This window comes from Mesorhizobium sp. M0060 (assembly GCF_040323155.1).
In the GTDB taxonomy this organism is placed as follows: Bacteria; Pseudomonadota; Alphaproteobacteria; order Rhizobiales; family Rhizobiaceae; genus Mesorhizobium.
Genome location: NZ_JAMYUP010000061.1, coordinates 16,429 through 33,734, shown reverse-complemented (window position 1 = coordinate 33,734; position 17,306 = coordinate 16,429). Strand labels below are relative to the sequence as shown.

Below are 17,306 nucleotides of genomic sequence, written 5' to 3'. Positions count from 1 at the left end.
CCTAACCCCCCCGCGGGGGGGGGGGGGCGCCCCCCCCCCCCACGACCTCGGGCCTCGGCCGGGCGGCAAACCTATCCCAATTGCCCCAGCACCGGAAAATTCTCGAGCAGCCAGTAGGACACCGCCTGCACGCCGCCGGTCAGGAAAAACACGCCGGCGACCACCAGCAGCGCGCCGATGGCCTTTTCGACGCGACCAAGATGGACGCGGAATTTTCCGAGAAAGCGCATGAAAGCGCCGGAAAACAGCGCCGCGACGAGGAACGGGATGCCGAGGCCGAGTGAATAGGCAGCAAGCAGCAGCGCGCCCTCGCCCACCGTTTCACGGCCGCCGGCAAGCGTCAGGATCGGCCCCAGCACCGGGCCGATGCAGGGCGTCCAGCCAAAGGCGAACGCCAAGCCCATGACATAGGCGGCGATCAGGCTGGCCGGCTTGCCTTGCGACTGGAACCGCGCCTCGCGTGAAAGCAAAGGGATGCGCAATATGCCGAGGAAATTCAGCCCCATCAGGATGATCAGCACGCCGGCCGCCATTGCCAGCGGCTCCTGCCAGACGCGCAGCAGATGGCCGATCGTCGAGGCGCCGGCGCCGAGCGCGACGAAGACCGTCGAGAAGCCGAGCACGAAGGCGATGGAGGAATTAACCAGCGCGCCTCGCGCACCGGCCTTTGCCGCAATGCCGGCCTCGCCGCGGAAATCGTCGACCGACACGCCGGCCATATAGCACAGATAAGGCGGCACTAGCGGCAGCACGCAGGGTGACAGGAACGAGATCGCTCCCGCCCCGATCGCGCTGACATAGCCGACGTCCAATGCCATTTCCGTCTCCCGGTGACTGCGCAGCCATATAGCCGCGACTACGGTCGTCCGCCAATCACCATCGCGTGGCAAGTCGTCGCCCCCGCCGGGATCGACGGGAAACGGCCCGGGAAGAAAGGGCAGTCAGGCAGCGTTGATCAAACGAAGCCGCGTTATTCCGCGCGCTTCGTTGAAAATCTTCCAGGGAGATGTCCATGAAAACGATCGCAATCTGCATGGCTGCGCTCTTGCTCGGCACCGCCGCGTCCTTCGCCGCCGAGGCGTGGAAGGAAGCGGAAGTCGGCGGCACCAAGATCTACACTGACGCCAACGGCATGACGCTCTACACCTACGACAAGGACAAGACAGGCAAGTCGAACTGCTACGACAAATGCGCCGCCAATTGGCCGCCGCTGAAGGCTGAGGCCGGCGCCAAGGCCGAAGGCGAATGGACAATCGTCGACCGCACCGACGGCACCAAGATGTGGGCCTATGAAGGCAAGCCGCTCTACACGTTCATCAAGGACAAGAAGGCCGGCGACGTGACCGGCGAGGGCGTCGCCGGCGTCTGGCATATCGCCAAGGCCGACTGAGCCTTGAGCCTCTGATCCGCCCAAACAGGCGGAAATGCGGCTGGTCGCCGGGAAGTCCACCCAACCACCCCCGGCGGCCAGCTCTTCGGCATGGCAATTCCTATGATTTCCGGGCAAATGCCGGGCCTATGGGCACCCATCCGATTGGGCGTTTCACAGCGTCTGTTCAAGCAGGGCTGGCGCGTGATCGATGTTTCTCTTATATCCGCGGGAGAGTTTGTCCCGTTCTCCAGGATCAATTGCCGGGCTTGTCCAGCGATAGGCGGCCCATTTCCCTTGTCCAGGATTGCGGAAAATCGCATGGCGCCGCTGGGTTGCGCATTCGGTGCAGGGCCGCATTTTGGCTGCTTGGCCTTGACCGGATGCAAAAGCGCGGCCATGTGAGCGACACATTGAACGAGATTTCGTCGCGCGCAGCGGAATTCTTCTGCCGCATCACAACTGATATGAGACCGTATGGACGTCGTCGTCGTCGAATCGCCGGCTAAGGCGAAGACAATCAACAAGTACCTCGGCAAGAACTATAAGGTTCTGGCCTCGTTTGGCCATGTCCGCGATCTGCCGGCCAAGGATGGCTCGGTACGCCCGGATGAGGACTTTGCCATGTCCTGGGCCGTCGACACCGCGTCCGGAAAGCGTCTCGCCGACATCGCCAAGGCGGTCAAGGACGCCGACGGGCTGATCCTCGCCACCGATCCGGACCGCGAGGGCGAAGCTATTTCCTGGCATGTCCTGGAGGTGCTGAAGCAGAAGCGCGCGCTGAAGGACAAGCCGGTCAGCCGCGTCGTCTTCAACGCTATCACCAAGGCGTCGGTGCTGGAAGCGATGGCCAATCCGCGCCAGATCGATGGACCGCTGGTCGACGCCTATCTCGCCCGCCGCGCACTCGACTATCTGGTCGGCTTCACGCTGTCGCCGGTGCTGTGGCGCAAGCTGCCCGGCGCCCGCTCAGCCGGCCGCGTCCAGTCGGTGGCGCTGCGTCTGGTCTGCGACCGCGAATCCGAGATCGAGCGCTTCATCCGCGAGGAATACTGGCAGGTCGCCGCCATCCTCGGCACGCCGCGCAAGGAAAATTTCGAGGCGCGGCTGACCGCCTTCGAGCGCAAGAAGCTGCAAAAGCTCGATATTTCCAACAAGGCGCAGGCCGACGACATCAAGGCGATGCTCGAAGGCGCCAGCTTCAAGGCGCTGTCGGTCGAAGCCAAGCCGACCAAGCGCAATCCCGGCCCGCCCTTCACCACCTCGACGCTGCAGCAGGCCGCCTCATCGGGTCTTGGTTTTTCGGCCAACCGCACCATGCAGGTCGCGCAGCGGCTCTATGAGGGCATGGAGATCGGCGGCGAGACCACCGGCCTGATCACCTATATGCGAACCGACGGCGTACAGATGGCGCCGGAGGCGATCTCTGCCGCACGCGATGCGATCGCCAAGGAATTCGGCCCGAAATACCTGCCTGAAAAGCCGCGCGTCTATTCCGCCAAAGCCAAGAATGCCCAGGAAGCGCACGAGGCGATCCGCCCGACCGAGTTCATGCGCACGCCGGCTTCCGTCAGGCAGTATCTCGATGCCGACCAGGCGCGGCTTTACGAGATGATCTGGAAACGCGCCATCGCCAGCCAGATGCAGCCGGCCGAGATCGAGCGCACCACGGTTGAGATCGAGGCGATCAACGGTTCGCGTACCGCCGAGCTTCGTGCTGTCGGCTCGGTCGTTCGCTTCGACGGCTTCCTTGCCGCTTACATCGAGCAGAAGGAAGAAGATTCGGAAGATGAAGAAAGCCGCCGCCTGCCCGAGATCCGTGCCGGCGAGCAGCTCACCCGCGAGGCGATCAACGCCACCCAGCACACCACCGAGCCGCCGCCGCGCTATTCGGAAGCCTCGCTGATCAAGAAGCTGGAAGAGTTGGGCATCGGCCGGCCGTCGACCTATACGGCCATCCTGAAGACGCTCGAGGATCGCGATTACGTCACCATCGACAAGCGCAAGCTGGTGCCGCAGGCCAAGGGCCGGCTATTGTCGGCCTTCCTCGAAAGCTTCTTCGAGCGTTATGTCGAGTACGACTTCACCGCTTCGCTCGAGGAGAAACTCGACGAAATCTCTGACGGCAAGCTCGCCTGGAAGGACGTGCTGCGCGACTTCTGGAAGGATTTTTCCGGCGCCGTCGCCGACATCAAGGAGCTGCGCGTCACCGACGTTCTCGACGCCCTCAACGAGGAGCTGGCGCCGCTTGTGTTTCCCGCGCGGGAAGACGGCTCCAACCCCCGCATATGCCCGAAATGCGGCACCGGCAACCTGTCGCTCAAGCTCGGCAAGTTCGGCGCCTTCGTCGGCTGTTCGAACTATCCAGAATGCTCGTTCACCCGCCAGCTCGGCGACGCCGCCAATCCCAATGGCGAGAACGGCAGCGGCGAAGACGGCACCAAGGTGCTCGGCAAGGACCCCTATACCGCCGAGGAGATCACGCTGCGCAATGGCCGGTTCGGCCCCTATATCCAGCGCGGCGACGGCAAGGAAGCCAAGCGCTCCAGCCTGCCGAAGGGCTGGACGGTCGATTCGATTGATCACGAAAAGGCGCTCGCCCTGCTGTCGCTGCCGCGCGATGTCGGACAGCATCCGGAATCCGGCAAGATGATTTCGGCCGGTCTGGGACGCTACGGGCCGTTCGTGCTGCATGACGGCACCTATGCCAATCTCGACAGCATCGAGGACGTGTTCTCGATCGGCCTCAATCGCGCCGTCTCGGTGATCGCCGAGAAGCAATTAAAAGGCAAAGGCGGCCGCAATGGCGCCACGCCCGCTGCATTGAAAGAGCTTGGCGAGCATCCTGCCGGCGGCGGCAAGATCGTCGTGCGCGACGGCAAATACGGGCCTTATGTGAATTTCGGCAAGGTCAATGCGACGCTGCCGAAAGGCAGGGATCCGCAATCGGTGACGATCGAGGATGCGGTGGCGCTGATCGCAGAAAAGGAAGCCAAGGGCGGCAATGGCGCCAGAAAGCCCTTCCGCAAAGCGGCCGCGCCTGCCAAAAAACCGGCAGCGGCAAAAAAACCGGCGGCCAGGAAAAAGGGATAGGACGGGTTGGCGCGCAAAGTCTCCGGAAGAAGCCACGGCGATCTGCGCACCGCCGATACCCGCGCCAAGGTGAGGGACAATTACCGGCCTTCGCGCGACGAGATCCTGCGTTACATTGCCGAAAATCCTGACCGCGCCGGAAAACGCGACATCGCCAAGGCGTTTGCGCTGCGCGGCGAAGACCGTGTCTGGCTGAAGGACATGTTGCGCGACCTGCAGGACGAAGGCCTGCTGACCAAGGAGCGCAAGCGGCTCGCCCGTGTCGGCGCCCTGCCCCACGTCGCGGTGCTCGACATCTTTGGCCGCGACGCCGACGGTGCGCTGCTGGCGCACCCGACCGAAGCCGTGGGCAATGGCGAACCTCCGGTCATAGCGATCCGCGTGTCGCGCGGCGGCAATGGCCCGACGCCTGGCATCGGCGATCGCGTGCTGGCCAAGACCTTTCCAACCGACGATCCGGCAGGCCCGGCCTATACCGGCCGGGTGATGAAGATCTTCGAGAAGCGCACCGATGCGGTTCTCGGCGTTTTCCGCGTGCTGAAGGACGGCACGTTCCGCATCGAGCCGGTGGAGCGGCGCCAGCCTGAACTGGTCGTCGACAAGGAGTTCCAGAACGGTGCCAAGAACGGCGACCTGGTCGAGGTCGAGCCGGCGCGGGCCTCCCGGTACGGGCTGCCGAGAGCCAAGGTTCTGGCGGTGCTGGGTTCGCTGACCAGCGAAAAGGCGGTCTCGATGATCGCCATCCACGCGCACGACATCCCGCATATTTTGCCAGCCGACGTCATCGCCGAGGCGGAGGCGGTCAAGCCGGCGACGCTTGCCGGCCGCGACGATTGGCGCGAGCTGCCGCTGGTCACCATCGATCCGGTCGATGCCAAGGATCATGACGACGCGGTGTTGGCCACGCCTGATACCGACGAGAAGAACGCCGGCGGCGTGATCGTCACCGTCGCCATTGCCGATGTCGCCGCCTATGTGCGCTATGGCACGGCGCTCGACCGCGAAGCGCTGAAGCGCGGCAATTCAGTCTATTTCCCCGATCGTGTCGTGCCGATGCTGCCGGAGCGTATCTCGAACGACCTCTGTTCGCTGCGCGAGGGCCAGGATCGTCCCGCGATAGCGGTGCGCATGACTTTCTCGGCCGATGGCCACAAACTCAGGCACTCCTTCCATCGCGTCATGATGAAGTCGGCGGCGAAACTCGCCTATCAGCAGGCGCAAGCGGCGATCGACGGCGCACCGGACGACACGACTGGCCCGATCCTCGATGCGGTGCTGAAGCCGCTATGGGACGCTTACGCGATCCTGAAGCGCGGCCGCGACACGCGCCAGCCGCTCGAGCTTGATCTACCCGAGCGCAAGATCCTGCTCAAGCAGGACGGCACCGTCGACAAGGTCGTCGTGCCGGAGCGGCTCGACGCGCACAAGCTGATCGAAGAGTTCATGATCCAGGCCAATGTCGCCGCCGCCGAGACACTGGAGGCGAAGCGGCAGGCGCTGGTCTACCGCATCCACGATTCGCCCTCGCTCGCCAAGCAGGAATCGCTGCGTGAATTCCTGCAGACCCTAGGCCTGTCGCTGGCGCGCGGTGCGCAGATGCGGCCGAACCAGTTCAACGGCATCCTCGCTCGCGTGCGACGCACCGACAATGAGGGACTGGTCAATGAAGTGGTGCTGCGCTCGCAGAGCCAGGCCGAATATTCGCCCGCCAATATCGGCCATTTCGGCCTCAACCTGAAGCGCTACGCGCATTTCACCTCGCCGATCCGCCGGTATGCCGACCTGATCGTGCATCGTGGGCTGATTGCCGCACTCGGCCTTGGTCCGGGCGGCCTGACGCAGGACGAGGCGGAACGGCTGGAAGAGGTCTCAGCACTGATCTCGGCGACCGAGCGCCGCGCGATGGCCGCCGAGAGAGACACGGTCGACCGGCTGATCGCCGCCTATCTCGCCGAGCGCATCGACGACCGTTTCGACGCCCGCATCTCGGGCGTCACCAAATCGGGACTGTTTGTCCAATTGCCGCAGTACGGCGCGGATGGCTTCATTCCGGTTTCAACGCTGGGCGGCGACTACTATATATACGACGAAACTGCCCGATCGCTTTTCGGAGAACGCACCGGGAAGGGCTATCAGCTTGCCGACCGCGTCGAGGTTCGCCTGATCGAGGTGGCGCCGATGGCCGGCGCGATGCGTTTCGAGATGCTGACCGAACCAAAGCCGCTGCCCGGCTCCAAACGGTCGTTCCACAAGGCCAAAGGCCGCGCCCGGGCGTCGCAATCGCGTACCGGCTCGCGCGGCAGGAGACGGTGATGCCAAAAGAACTGCAGGTGGAAGAACTGGTTTTCGGCGGCGAGCATCACTCCGGCCGGACCGCCCGGCCGCTATGGACGGCAATGAAGCGCGGCATGCTTGGCCGCTGCCCGCATTGCGGCGAGGGAAAGCTGTTTCGCGCCTTCGTCAAGACCGTCGACAAATGCGATCATTGCGGCGACGAGCTCCATCACCATCGCGCCGACGATCTGCCGGCCTATCTTGTGGTGGTCATCGTCGGCCACATCGTGCTCGGCGCTTTCATGGGTGTCGAGGCGACCTCGACCCTCTCCACCTGGCAGCACATCGCAATCTGGGTGCCATTGACCATCATTCTAGCCGTCGTCCTGCTGCAGCCGGTCAAGGGCGCTGTCATCGGCCTGCAATGGGCATTTTATATGCACGGCTTTGGTGGCGAAGAAGACCTGATCGAGTCGCATCCCGAGGCTTGAAGCCATCACTGGCGCAATCGGCTATGGATGAAGCCCACTTTCGCATGAGAGAAGATTCCGCTAGGTCGAGCGCATGGACGGCATGACCAAGGCGGAAGTCGACAAGGTTGAGCGAAGCGCAATCGCGCTCGACAGCCAGCCAATACGCCCCCGTGACGCCGCGACGCTGATCCTGCTCGACCGCAAGGACGGTGAGTTGCTGGTGCTGATGGGCCGTCGCCATGCCCGCCACGCCTTCATGCCTGGAAAATTCGTGTTTCCCGGTGGCCGCACCGATCCGGCCGACAGCCGTATCCCCGTAGCCACTGCATTGCACCCTGACGAAGAAGCGAGATTGACCGCGGGCATCGGCCGCACCAGCGCTGCCCGCGCCCGTGCCATTGCTTTGTCGGCGATCCGCGAAACCTATGAGGAGGCCGGGCTGCTGATTGGCCAAAAAGGCACCTTCGCGACCGCCAAGCGCGACTGGCAGGGCTTTGTCGAACACAGTGTTATTCCATCACTGCAAGCGCTGCGCTTCGTCGCACGCGCCATCACGCCGCCCAACCGGGTGCGCCGCTTCGATACGCGCTTTCTCGCCGCATGGCGCGACGACGTCGCCGTGGAACTGCCGGGTGGCGGTCCGACCAACGAGTTGGAAGACGTCGTTTGGCTGCCGCTGGCCAAGGCCAGTCAAGCCGACGTTCCAGACATCACGCGCACGGTCCTGGAGGAGCTGGAAACGCGGCTCGCCCAGGATCCGCTGCTGAGGCCCGGCGGTCCCGTGCCGTTCTATCGGCTTGTCCGCAATCGCTTCGTCCGCGAAATTCTCTAGAGCAGCCAGGCATTCCATGACAGTCGATACCCAGCCGCAGAGCGAGGAACGCGTACACTGGCTGCCGATGGTCGCGGCGATCTCTTCGATCAGCGTCGTCGGCATCGCCATCGGCCTCGGCATGCCGCTGCTCAGCGTCATCCTGGAAACGCGTGGTCATTCGGCGTCGATGATCGGTCTCAATACCGCGGTCGCCGGCCTCGCCTCGATCGCCGGCGCGCCGCTCGCCACCCCGCTTGCCATGCGGTTCGGGGTCGCCTGGACGATGCTTGCCATGATCGTCGCCGGGGCGCTGGCCTTTGTCGGTTTCCATTTCGCGCCAGCTTTCTGGATGTGGTTTCCGCTGCGCGTCCTGCTGCACGTCGCGCTGACGGTGCTGTTCATCCTCTCAGAATTCTGGATCAGCACCTCGGCGCCGCCACACCGACGCGGACTGGTCCTCGGTATCTATGCCACCGTGCTGTCTCTCGGCTTTGCCGCCGGGCCATGGCTGTTCGCTCATCTCGGCAGCAGCGGCTTCCTGCCCTTCGGCGTCACCATCGCTTTGGTGACGCTCGCCGCCATACCGGTTCTGGCAGCACGCAACGAGAGCCCGACGATCGTCGCCGACGGCGAAACCAGCAATTTCCTGCGTTATATCTGGCTGGTGCCGACGGCGACCGCGGCCGTGCTGGTCTTCGGTGCGGTCGAGACCGGCGGCTTTGCGCTGTTCCCGGTCTACGGCAACCGCATCGGCTACTCCGAGGCCGACGCAGCTCTTTTGCTCACCATGATCGGGCTCGGCAACGTACTGTTGCAGATCCCGATCGGCATGATCAGCGACCGCGTCAGCGACCGCCGCTATCTGCTGATGGCCTGTGCCAGCGTCGGGCTTGTCGGCACCGTCTTTATGCCGTTCTTCGCGCAGAATTGGCATTTGATGGCCGCGCTTCTGTTCGTCTGGGGCGGCGTGGTCGCCGCCATGTACACGATCGGTCTGGCGCATCTCGGTTCCCAGCTTTCCGGCCACGAACTGGCCTCCGCCAACGCCGCCTTCGTGCTCTGCTACGGCGTCGGCATGGTGCTTGGCCCGCAGGCAATCGGCATCGGCATGGACGCTTTCGGGCCGTCGGGCTTCGGTTGGGCACTCGGCCTGTTCTTCGCCTGCTATATCGTGCTGGTCGGCACCAGGCTGCTCCGCAAAATCCTCTGAGTGGGCCCGCCGCCGACATCGCTCCCACTGCTGACTAACTACTGACACCACCATGTCAGGAGCGCTCGCGTATATGCTCCCTCAAAGTGCATAAGCAGGGAGACCTCGGATGATCGACAGTGGCTTTGAGACGAAATCGCTGCGGATGGAATTGCTGCTGCTGGTGACCTTTCAGGCACCGGCCGCCGATGTCGACCGCATCATGGAGGCGGTGGTCGCGATCGCGCCGCTCAGAATGGGCAAATATGACAGCAATGCCTTTCAGTCAGCGGACGGCATCGAACGCTACCGGCCGCTTGAAGGTGCCGCCGCCGGCGCCGAGACGGAATTGCGCAGGCGGCCGGGCACTGTCGAGGTGTCGTTCGAACTGCCCGACGACCAGAAGCTCGCCGCTCGCGTCGTCGAAGCGATTTACCAGGTTCACAGTTATCAGGAGCCGGTGATCCGCATTCAGCCGCTGCTTGCCAGCCGCTCCAAGGGTCTCGACGACCGCGCCAACCCGAACCGCTGGTGGAACACGACTGGAGATTGGAAGAAGGCGCTGCAACCGGAAACCGTCGCGGCGGAGTGACCGGAACCTGGTCGTATCTCGGTTAGAATTTGGCTGTCAGGAAGCCTGCCTATGAATGATGAAGCAAACCGCAAACCGGCAAGCGATCCCCAGGAACTGGCGCGGCTATTGGTTTCTCGCGAGCAAGCGGGAGACGCGGAAGGAATGGCTGCTCTTTACGAACCCGGTGCCACCCTCGATATCGGCAACGGACAGTTGGCCTGCGGCAGAGACGCCATCCGCCGATTTTACGCTAGGTTGGTGACAGCGGGGCGAAAGTTTGATCTCGGAGATCAGCGTCCGGCTATCGTCAACGGAGATTTGGCGCTCACTTGCACGCGCCTTCTCGATGGCACGGTGACCGCGGAAATCGCTCGCCGGCAAGCTGACGGGAACTGGCTTTGGGTGATCGATCAGCCGTCCATCGCTCGATACTTATAGGCAGCATTCAAACTGAGACCCCACCCGGCACCTGCCTACGAGGGCCGAAGTCATCCAGGAGCTTCCCGGGGCTGTCGGTAGCTAATCAGGTTGTCCGGCTTTGATAGCACATCAATTGTCCGTTTCATCCCCAGCCTCCATCGGCTGGCAATAAAACCGGACAACTCGTCTGCTACCTAATCCGGACAACTCATCTGCTTACGACACAGAACCTGGACAAAGGGTTGACTTTCCGGGCGCGTTCTTTATGTGTCGCGCCAAGTTTCCCGCGTCCGGGTGTTTCCCCGTGCTCCAGCGGCCAAAACTCCACGAACATTTAACGGACGAACATCATGGCCAAAGCCGCAAACATCAAGATCAAGCTTCTGTCGACCGCCGACACCGGTTTCTTCTACGTGACCAGCAAGAACAGCCGCACCAAGACGGACAAACTGTCGTTCCGCAAATACGATCCGGTCGCCAAGAAGCACGTCGAGTTCAAGGAAACCAAGATCAAGTAATCTGGTTTTCTCTTGCAGTACCGAAACGCCGCCTTCCGGGCGGCGTTTTTCGTTTCGGGAATTTAGGACTAGCCGATGCGATCGCCGCTTGCTGGATCGAACAGATGCAGCGACGCCGGGTCGGCCGACAGGCGCACGGCCTCACCCGGCTTCACGCTCGCCCGTCCCATGGCGAAGACGCAGACCTGCTGGCCGGCAAGCTTGGTATAGAACTGCGTCGATAGGCCGAGCGGCTCCACCACGCCCACCTCGCCTTTCAGTGCGCCATTGTCGGCAAGCCGGATATGCTCGGGCCGCAAGCCGACGGTGACCGCGTCGCCATCCCTGAGCGGCAGACCGTCGGGCAGCCTCAGCTTCTGGCCGTCGGCCAGGACGGCATCCGACTTGTCGCCCTTTTTAACCGACGCCGGCAGAAAATTCATGCCGGGCGAGCCGATGAAACCGGCGACGAACATGTTGATCGGCCGATCGTACAGATCGAGCGGCGCGCCGACCTGCTGGACGAAGCCGTCATGCATGACGACGATGCGATCCGCCATGGTCATTGCTTCGATCTGGTCGTGGGTGACATAGACCGAAGTGGTCTTCAATTGCTGGTGCAGCGCCTTGATCTCGGCACGCATGTGGACGCGCAGCTTGGCATCGAGGTTCGAAAGCGGCTCGTCGAAGAGAAACACTTTCGGGTCGCGCACGATGGCACGGCCCATGGCGACGCGCTGACGCTGGCCGCCGGACAATTGCCGCGGCAAGCGTTGCAGAAGCGCATCGAGCCCGAGTCGCTTGGCGGCTCCGTCCACCCTTGCGTCGATGGCCGGCTTGCCGGCCTTTCTCAGCATCAGGCTGAAGCCCATGTTCTTCGACACGTCCATATGCGGATAGAGCGCGTAGGACTGGAACACCATGGCAATGTCGCGGTCTTTTGGCGCGATGTCGTTGACCAGGCGCTCGCCAATATGGATTTCGCCATCGGAGACCTCCTCCAGCCCGGCGATCATGCGCAACAGGGTCGATTTCCCACAGCCCGACGGGCCGACCAGGACGACGAACTCGCCGTCGGCGATTTCGAGATCGACCGAGTGCAGGACGCGCACGGCTCCATAGTCTTTGCGGACTTTTTCGAGTGTGACGGATGCCATGATCTATCCCTTGACGGCACCGGCGGTAAGGCCGGTGACGAGGTAGCGTTGCAGGAAAGCAAAGAAGATGCAGACCGGGATCAGCGCCAGGATGGAAGCCGCCATCATCTGTCCCCAGTCGACCGCGAATTTGCCGATATAGGTGAGCAGGCCGACTGCGAAGGTCTTCTGGTCGTCGCTGGAAATCAGCATCAGCGCAAACAGCAACTCGCTCCACGCGGCGGTAAAGACGAAGCCGAGCGTCGCACCCATGCCGGGCAGCGTCAGCGGCACGATCACCTTGCGCATCGCTTGCAGGCGCGTGCAGCCGTCGATCATGGCTGCCTCTTCCAGATCCCTGGGAATGCCGTCGAAGAAGGACTGCATCAGGAAGGTCGCAAACGCCGTATTGAAGGCGGTGTAGATGATGACGAGGCCGGTCAAGCTGTTGATGAGACCAATCTGCCCCATGATGCGGTAGATTGGTGGAATGACCATCACCAGCGGGAAGGTCTGGGTGAGCAAAAGCAGGATGGCCAGGGTCGCCTTGCCGCGGAAGGAAAATCGCGACATGGCGTAGCCGGCAAGCGTGGCAATGACCGTTACGAAGGCTGCCGTTGACACCGAAACGATAACGCTGTTCAGGAAGTAGCGCGGGAAATCGGTGGCTTCGAGCACGGTGACGAAGTTCTGCAGCGTCGTTTGCGACGGCCAGAAAGTGATGCCTTCGGAATAGAGCAGCCGTTCGGGCGTAACCGAGATCTTCAGCGTCCAAAAGATCGGGAACAGCGCGAAGCCCATATAGGCGCCGATGGCGCCGTAAAGGCCGATGCCGCCGAGAATGCGCGAGGAGACGGAGCGTCCGGCAATCATCAGACGTGCCTCACCAGTGAGCGGCGGATGCCGATCAGCGCAACCGCGTAGACGATGAGCAGCACAAGCAGCAGCACCGCCACCGCGGAGGCATAGCCCTTGTCCAGCGACTTGAACGCGCTGACGTAGATATAGACCGGCACGGTGGCGGTCGAACCGGCAGGCCCGCCTTCGGTCATGACGAAGATCAGGTCGGCGAAGGTGGCGATCCATATCGTGCGCAGCATGACGGTAATGATGATGGTCGGCGCCAGGAACGGCAGCGTCACCTTGGTGAAGCGCTGCCACGGCGAGGCGCCGTCGATCGCCGCCGCCTCATGCAGTTCCGACGGGATCGACTTCAGCGCCGCCAAAAGCGTGATGGCAAAAAAGGGAATGCCGAACCAGACATTTGCGACGATCGGTCCCCACATGGCGGTCGAGGGGTCGGAGAGCACATTGGTCGGCTCGGCTTTCAGCCCCAAGCCGTAGAGCCAATGTGGCAGCGGTCCGATGATCGGATTGAACAGCCAGGCCCAGGTTAGGCCCGAGAGGAAGGACGGTACCGCCCAAGGCAGGAACACCACCGCCTGCACGATCTTTCTGCCCCTGAACGGCGTGTCGAGCAGCAGCGCCAGGCCAAGGCCAAGGAAGAATTGGAAGAACAGGCTGGTTGCCGTCCACCACAGCGTGTTGACGAGCGCCTGCCCGAGCACAGGATCCGACAGCATCGCCTGATACTGCCCAAGCCCGACATATTCGGATTTGAAAGCCGAGAACTTGCGGAACGAGTAGCCGATACCGATGACCAGCGGCACCAGGAGCACGACGACCAGCAGCACGATCGCCGGGCTGAGATAGAGCCAGGGTTCGATTGCGGCGTGAGACAGCCGCTTGCGTCGTGGCTTGCCGGCAGGTCGTATTTCGGACACGGCATAGGTCATACGGACAGCTCTGATCTGTTGGAAGGGAGCCAACGTCGATGACAGCGTCCTTCTCCCCGTTCTTCACGGGGAGAAGATGCCGGCAGGCAGATGAGGGACAGCACGAACCTTGAAATGCTTGCGCCGCGCCTCATCCGGCCCTTCGGGCCACCTTCTCCCCGTTAACGGGAAGAAGGAAAAGCTGCGCGCCTATTTCTTGTTCTTGGCCAGCCAGTCCTGCTGTTCCTTGGTCAGGAACTTGGCCCATTCGTCGGCCACATCCTTGGCCGCCTTCTGGCCAAGCAGCACTTCCTGAAAATTCTTGATCGCCACCTGGTCGACGAAATTGCCGAGGTTTTCCAGATGCGTCGGCGGCGTCACCATCTCGTATTTGTCGCCGTTGTTCAGTTCCTCGAACCAACCTTTGAACTGCTCGGTCCTGAAGTGGGCGTCCTGGTCGGCGCCGTTGTGGATCGGAATGACGCCGACTTCCTTTGCCCATTCCAGATTGTCCTTGGGCGACAAAAGCGTTGCCATCAGCTTCCAGGCATCGTCCTTGTGCTGGGAATTGGCGAACATTGCCCAGCCGGCATAACCAAGCGTCGGGTAGGATTTGCCGCTCGGCCCGACCGGCATCGGCGCCACGGCGAAGTCGTCGGCGCTCATCTTGTCGGCGATGCCGAGCAGCGCGTCGGGATCCTGGTTCAGCATGGCGCAGGTGCCGCTATAAAAGCCGGTGACCGTCTCGTTGAAGCCCCAACTCACCGCATCCTTCGGCGCCAGACCGTTCTTGTACATGTCGGCGAGCATCTGCAGGCCCTTAACCGAGCCTTCCTCGTTAATGGTCGAGGTGCCGTCCTCGTTGAAATAGCCACCCTTGCCGGCGGCGATGTTCATGAACATGTGCATGCCGTTGAAGGCGCCCGGGCCGCCGCGCAGGCAGTAGCCGTATTTACCCGGTATCGCGGAGATCTTCTTGGAGTCCTCGACGAATTCATCGAGCGTCGCCGGCGGACCGTCCAGGCCGGCCTCCTTGAACAGCTTCTTGTTCCAGAACAGCGCGTTCAGGTAGTAGCCGTAAGGGATCATGTACTGCTTATTGTTGACCGTCGAGCCGAACTGCTTGGCACGCTCGCCCAGCGTTTTGGCATCGTCCCATTTGGCCATGTATGGCCCGAGATCCTCGAGCTGGCCGTTCGTCGCATAGAGGCCCATCCAGCGCTCCGGCATCTCGACGATGTCGGGCGTGTCGCCGGCTTGCACCATGGTGAGGAACTTCTCGAACGCCTGGCCCCAAGGCAGCGATACCAGCTCGACCTTGACGCCCGGATTGGCCGTCTCGAACTCGGCGATCTGCTTCTTGAGGAATTCGGTGCGCGGCGGACTGGTGATGACCTCGACCATCTTGACCGTGGAATCGGCCAGCACGTTGCCGGCGGAAATCGCCAGACCCGCGACGGCACCAAGAAGGATGCTCAGTTTCTTCATGTTCAGCACTCCCATTTTGAACGGCTCCATTTATCTTTTTGCTTTGTCGAAGGCCTGGGCAACGTCAGCCCACAGGTCTTCGACACTCTCCAATCCGACACTGAAGCGGATGGTTCGCGGGCTGACGCCGAAGCGCGCCATCGAATTCAGGCCCGGCGTCTGCTCGAGCGAGGCCTTTGCCGGAACGACCAGGCTCTCATGGCCGCCCCAGCTGACGCCGATGCGAAAGAGTTTCAGCGCATCGACGAAAGCCGGGATGTCGACGTCTTCCGTCACCTCGAATGAGAACAGCCCGGCATAACCGGCAAGCGTCGCCTTGCCTGGATGGTTGGAATAGGCCGGGTGGTTGACCCGCTCGACATGGCCATGTGCCTTCAGCCGTTCGGCGATGGTCAGCCCGCTTCTCATGTGATGCGGCAACCGCAGCGGCAATGTGCGCAGGCCACGCAGCAACAGCCATGCCTCGAAAGGCGAAAGCTTGCCGCCGAGATAGGAATAGGTCTGTTCGTTGATGTGTCGGATGTGGGCAGCCGAACCGGCCACCACGCCGGCGACGGTGTCGCTGTGGCCGCCGAGATATTTCGAGGCCGAATGCAGCACCAGGTCGATGCCATGTGAAATCGGCTTCTGGAACACCGGCGTCGCCCAGGAATTGTCGATCGAGGTGACAATGCCCTGCTCCTTCGCCAGCCGCGCCAGATGCGTTATGTCCTGGAGCTCGAACATCATCGACGTCGGGCTTTCCAAGTAGAGCAGCTTGGCGCCGGGAAGCGCGGCGGCGACTGCGTCCGGATCGGAACCGTCGACATAATCGACCTTGATGTTGAGCCGAGGCAAAAGCCGCTCGAACAGCCGGTAGGCATCGCCATAGCAATTGCGCACGACAACCATGCGCTCGCCGGCACCGACGAATGCAAGCACCGTGGCGCTGATCGCCGCCATGCCGCTGGAAAAACCGCGCGCGGCCTCGGCGCCTTCGAGAGCGGCGACACGCGCCTCGAACTCCATGACGGTGGGGTTATCGCCGCGCGAATAGATCGGCTGACGTCGCCTCCCGGCGAATGTATCGGCCATCTCGGCATAATTGGCGAAGGTGAAGAGCGAGGTCTGGTAGATCGGCGGCACCACCGCACCGCCGGGGAAAGGCTCGTCATGGGCAAGGAGCGTCGCCGCTTCGGCGAGATAGTCGTGTTCGAAACCGGCGGGATGGTCGTTCATTTTTGGCCCGAAAGTTTGAGTTTGGCTGCGCCGCGCTTCAGATCGTCCTCGACGGTGGCGATCAGCTTGAGCGCCTCTGCCCGGGCTCCCTCCGGATCGTGCGCGGCGATGCATTCGAAGATGGTGCGGTGGAAGGGGAAGCTGGCGTGGCCGAAATCACGCACGCCGAGCGGATGTTCCCAGAAACGATGGAACAGTTCGTGCATGGCGGCGATGATCTGCTCGAACAGCGGATTGCCGGAAGTACGGTAGATCGACTGGTGGAATTCCCAGTCCTCCTCCGCCGACATGCCGGCGCGCGTGTGAAAGGCCTGCTCCATAATGTTGAGCTTGCGCGCGATCTCGGCGATCTCGGTCTGGCCTGCGCGAACGGCGCAAAGGGCGGCGGCTTCCGCTTCCAGTGCGCGGCGGATCTCCAGCGTCTGCATCAGGCTCGTGAAATCGTTGCCGCCCGCCAGTGTCAGCGGCATGTGCAGCATGTCCAGCGAAACCGCTCCCTTGAGATAGGTGCCGCTGCCTTGCCGCCGCTCTACCAAGCCGAGCCCTTCCCAGCGCGTCAGCGCCTCGCGCACCGTGTTGCGGCTGACCTTGAGGCGCTCGGCAAGAATGCGTTCGGTCGGCAATTTGTGGCCTGGCCCGAGGGCTTCCTGCATCACAAAGCCGGCCAGAGCCTTGAGCACCGCGTCGTCGCGAGCAGTCGCCTGTATGGGAGAAAGGCCGAATTCGGTCATGCCGAGGGGTTCACCAAATGGCTCAATGGTCCAACCAATTTCTACACAGAAGGCGGGCTCTGTCAATCGGCTGACGACGCGCGCCCCCTGCCTCGGCTTGCTGCTCCCAGCGCGGGATTACTTGCCACGGCAAAAACCCAGCGTCTTCTGTACCTTGGCGCGGAGTGCTGATGTTTTCGGGAATGGGGGCCGGCCGGCGTTTGGCAGCGGTACGAGGAGGCCACTATGTGCCAGCGCCGGCCGGCCGACCCCACG

Annotated in this window: 16 protein-coding genes; 9 read left to right on the top strand and 7 right to left on the bottom strand. The window is 62.7% G+C overall.

Annotated elements, in window-relative coordinates; translation table 11 throughout:
* Positions 1–71: 71 nt before the first annotated feature.
* Complete coding sequence (locus NKJ94_RS31310) at positions 72–818, bottom strand: cytochrome c biogenesis CcdA family protein (protein ID WP_352530878.1); 747 nt, start codon at positions 816–818, stop codon at positions 72–74.
* Between the two features lie 194 nt (positions 819–1,012).
* Between NKJ94_RS31310 and NKJ94_RS31305 the strand changes: the two genes are divergently transcribed.
* From NKJ94_RS31305 to rpmG, 9 genes are all read left to right on the top strand, one after another.
* Positions 1,013–1,390, top strand: a complete 378-nt coding sequence (locus NKJ94_RS31305) for a COG4315 family predicted lipoprotein (protein ID WP_352530876.1) — start codon at positions 1,013–1,015, stop codon at positions 1,388–1,390.
* A gap of 456 nt (positions 1,391–1,846) precedes the next feature.
* Positions 1,847–4,462, top strand: a complete 2,616-nt coding sequence (gene topA / locus NKJ94_RS31300) for a type I DNA topoisomerase (protein WP_352530874.1) — start codon at positions 1,847–1,849, stop codon at positions 4,460–4,462.
* A 6-nt stretch (positions 4,463–4,468) separates the two neighbouring features.
* On the top strand, positions 4,469–6,775 hold the full coding sequence (gene rnr, locus NKJ94_RS31295; protein ID WP_502904232.1) for a ribonuclease R: 2,307 nt from the start codon (positions 4,469–4,471) through the stop codon (positions 6,773–6,775).
* The gene (locus tag NKJ94_RS31290) at positions 6,775–7,227 is read left to right on the top strand and encodes a DUF983 domain-containing protein (RefSeq protein WP_352530872.1); all 453 of its coding nucleotides are present in this window, start codon (positions 6,775–6,777) and stop codon (positions 7,225–7,227) included. The genes rnr and NKJ94_RS31290 overlap by 1 nt, the downstream gene beginning before the upstream one ends.
* Before the next feature lie 73 nt (positions 7,228–7,300).
* The gene (locus tag NKJ94_RS31285) at positions 7,301–8,041 is read left to right on the top strand and encodes an NUDIX hydrolase (RefSeq protein ID WP_352530870.1); all 741 of its coding nucleotides are present in this window, start codon (positions 7,301–7,303) and stop codon (positions 8,039–8,041) included.
* Positions 8,042–8,057: 16 nt separating this feature from the next.
* Positions 8,058–9,233 carry an MFS transporter gene (locus tag NKJ94_RS31280; protein ID WP_352530868.1) on the top strand — a complete coding sequence of 392 codons (1,176 nt, stop codon included), beginning with the start codon at positions 8,058–8,060 and terminating at the stop codon, positions 9,231–9,233.
* Positions 9,234–9,342: 109 nt separating this feature from the next.
* A complete protein-coding gene (locus NKJ94_RS31275) occupies positions 9,343–9,804 on the top strand; it encodes a YqfO family protein (protein ID WP_352530866.1) in 462 nt (153 codons plus the stop codon).
* A 51-nt stretch (positions 9,805–9,855) separates the two neighbouring features.
* Positions 9,856–10,224 (top strand): YybH family protein, encoded by a 369-nt coding sequence (locus NKJ94_RS31270; RefSeq protein WP_352530864.1) that lies wholly within the window; start codon positions 9,856–9,858, stop codon positions 10,222–10,224.
* 332 nt (positions 10,225–10,556) lie between these two features.
* Complete coding sequence (gene rpmG, locus NKJ94_RS31265; RefSeq protein ID WP_006201775.1) at positions 10,557–10,724, top strand: 50S ribosomal protein L33; 168 nt, start codon at positions 10,557–10,559, stop codon at positions 10,722–10,724.
* A gap of 68 nt (positions 10,725–10,792) precedes the next feature.
* Here rpmG and NKJ94_RS31260 read toward each other — a convergent pair whose 3' ends face one another.
* The 6 genes from NKJ94_RS31260 to NKJ94_RS31235 all read right to left on the bottom strand — a co-directional run bounded on the left by NKJ94_RS31260 (position 10,793) and on the right by NKJ94_RS31235 (position 17,051).
* A complete protein-coding gene (locus tag NKJ94_RS31260) occupies positions 10,793–11,860 on the bottom strand; it encodes an ABC transporter ATP-binding protein (RefSeq protein ID WP_352530862.1) in 1,068 nt (355 codons plus the stop codon).
* A gap of 3 nt (positions 11,861–11,863) precedes the next feature.
* Positions 11,864–12,712, bottom strand: a complete 849-nt coding sequence (locus NKJ94_RS31255; RefSeq protein ID WP_352530860.1) for a carbohydrate ABC transporter permease — start codon at positions 12,710–12,712, stop codon at positions 11,864–11,866.
* Entirely contained in the window at positions 12,712–13,635 is a 924-nt protein-coding gene (locus NKJ94_RS31250; RefSeq protein ID WP_352530858.1) for a carbohydrate ABC transporter permease, read from the bottom strand. The genes NKJ94_RS31255 and NKJ94_RS31250 overlap by 1 nt, the downstream gene beginning before the upstream one ends.
* A 189-nt stretch (positions 13,636–13,824) precedes the next feature.
* Positions 13,825–15,102, bottom strand: coding sequence for an ABC transporter substrate-binding protein (locus NKJ94_RS31245; protein WP_352530856.1), 1,278 nt, complete (start codon positions 15,100–15,102; stop codon positions 13,825–13,827).
* Positions 15,103–15,132: 30 nt separating this feature from the next.
* Positions 15,133–16,320, bottom strand: coding sequence for a PLP-dependent transferase (locus NKJ94_RS31240; RefSeq protein WP_352530854.1), 1,188 nt, complete (start codon positions 16,318–16,320; stop codon positions 15,133–15,135).
* Positions 16,317–17,051 carry a FadR/GntR family transcriptional regulator gene (locus NKJ94_RS31235; protein WP_352530852.1) on the bottom strand — a complete coding sequence of 245 codons (735 nt, stop codon included), beginning with the start codon at positions 17,049–17,051 and terminating at the stop codon, positions 16,317–16,319. Before NKJ94_RS31235 ends, NKJ94_RS31240 begins: the two co-directional genes overlap by 4 nt.
* Positions 17,052–17,306: the final 255 nt, after the last annotated feature.

What these genes read in the sequence shown, in the direction of transcription:
- NKJ94_RS31310 (WP_352530878.1), bottom strand. Translation starts at nt 818, where the DNA reads ATGGCATTGGACGTCGGCTATGTCAGCGCGATCGGGGCGGGAGCGATC.
- NKJ94_RS31305 (WP_352530876.1), top strand. Translation starts at nt 1,013, where the DNA reads ATGAAAACGATCGCAATCTGCATGGCTGCGCTCTTGCTCGGCACCGCC.
- topA (WP_352530874.1), top strand. Translation starts at nt 1,847, where the DNA reads ATGGACGTCGTCGTCGTCGAATCGCCGGCTAAGGCGAAGACAATCAAC.
- NKJ94_RS31290 (WP_352530872.1), top strand. Translation starts at nt 6,775, where the DNA reads ATGCCAAAAGAACTGCAGGTGGAAGAACTGGTTTTCGGCGGCGAGCAT.
- NKJ94_RS31285 (WP_352530870.1), top strand. Translation starts at nt 7,301, where the DNA reads ATGGACGGCATGACCAAGGCGGAAGTCGACAAGGTTGAGCGAAGCGCA.
- NKJ94_RS31280 (WP_352530868.1), top strand. Translation starts at nt 8,058, where the DNA reads ATGACAGTCGATACCCAGCCGCAGAGCGAGGAACGCGTACACTGGCTG.
- NKJ94_RS31275 (WP_352530866.1), top strand. Translation starts at nt 9,343, where the DNA reads ATGATCGACAGTGGCTTTGAGACGAAATCGCTGCGGATGGAATTGCTG.
- NKJ94_RS31270 (WP_352530864.1), top strand. Translation starts at nt 9,856, where the DNA reads ATGAATGATGAAGCAAACCGCAAACCGGCAAGCGATCCCCAGGAACTG.
- rpmG (WP_006201775.1), top strand. Translation starts at nt 10,557, where the DNA reads ATGGCCAAAGCCGCAAACATCAAGATCAAGCTTCTGTCGACCGCCGAC.
- NKJ94_RS31260 (WP_352530862.1), bottom strand. Translation starts at nt 11,860, where the DNA reads ATGGCATCCGTCACACTCGAAAAAGTCCGCAAAGACTATGGAGCCGTG.
- NKJ94_RS31255 (WP_352530860.1), bottom strand. Translation starts at nt 12,712, where the DNA reads ATGATTGCCGGACGCTCCGTCTCCTCGCGCATTCTCGGCGGCATCGGC.
- NKJ94_RS31250 (WP_352530858.1), bottom strand. Translation starts at nt 13,635, where the DNA reads ATGACCTATGCCGTGTCCGAAATACGACCTGCCGGCAAGCCACGACGC.
- NKJ94_RS31245 (WP_352530856.1), bottom strand. Translation starts at nt 15,102, where the DNA reads ATGAAGAAACTGAGCATCCTTCTTGGTGCCGTCGCGGGTCTGGCGATT.
- NKJ94_RS31240 (WP_352530854.1), bottom strand. Translation starts at nt 16,320, where the DNA reads ATGAACGACCATCCCGCCGGTTTCGAACACGACTATCTCGCCGAAGCG.
- NKJ94_RS31235 (WP_352530852.1), bottom strand. Translation starts at nt 17,051, where the DNA reads ATGACCGAATTCGGCCTTTCTCCCATACAGGCGACTGCTCGCGACGAC.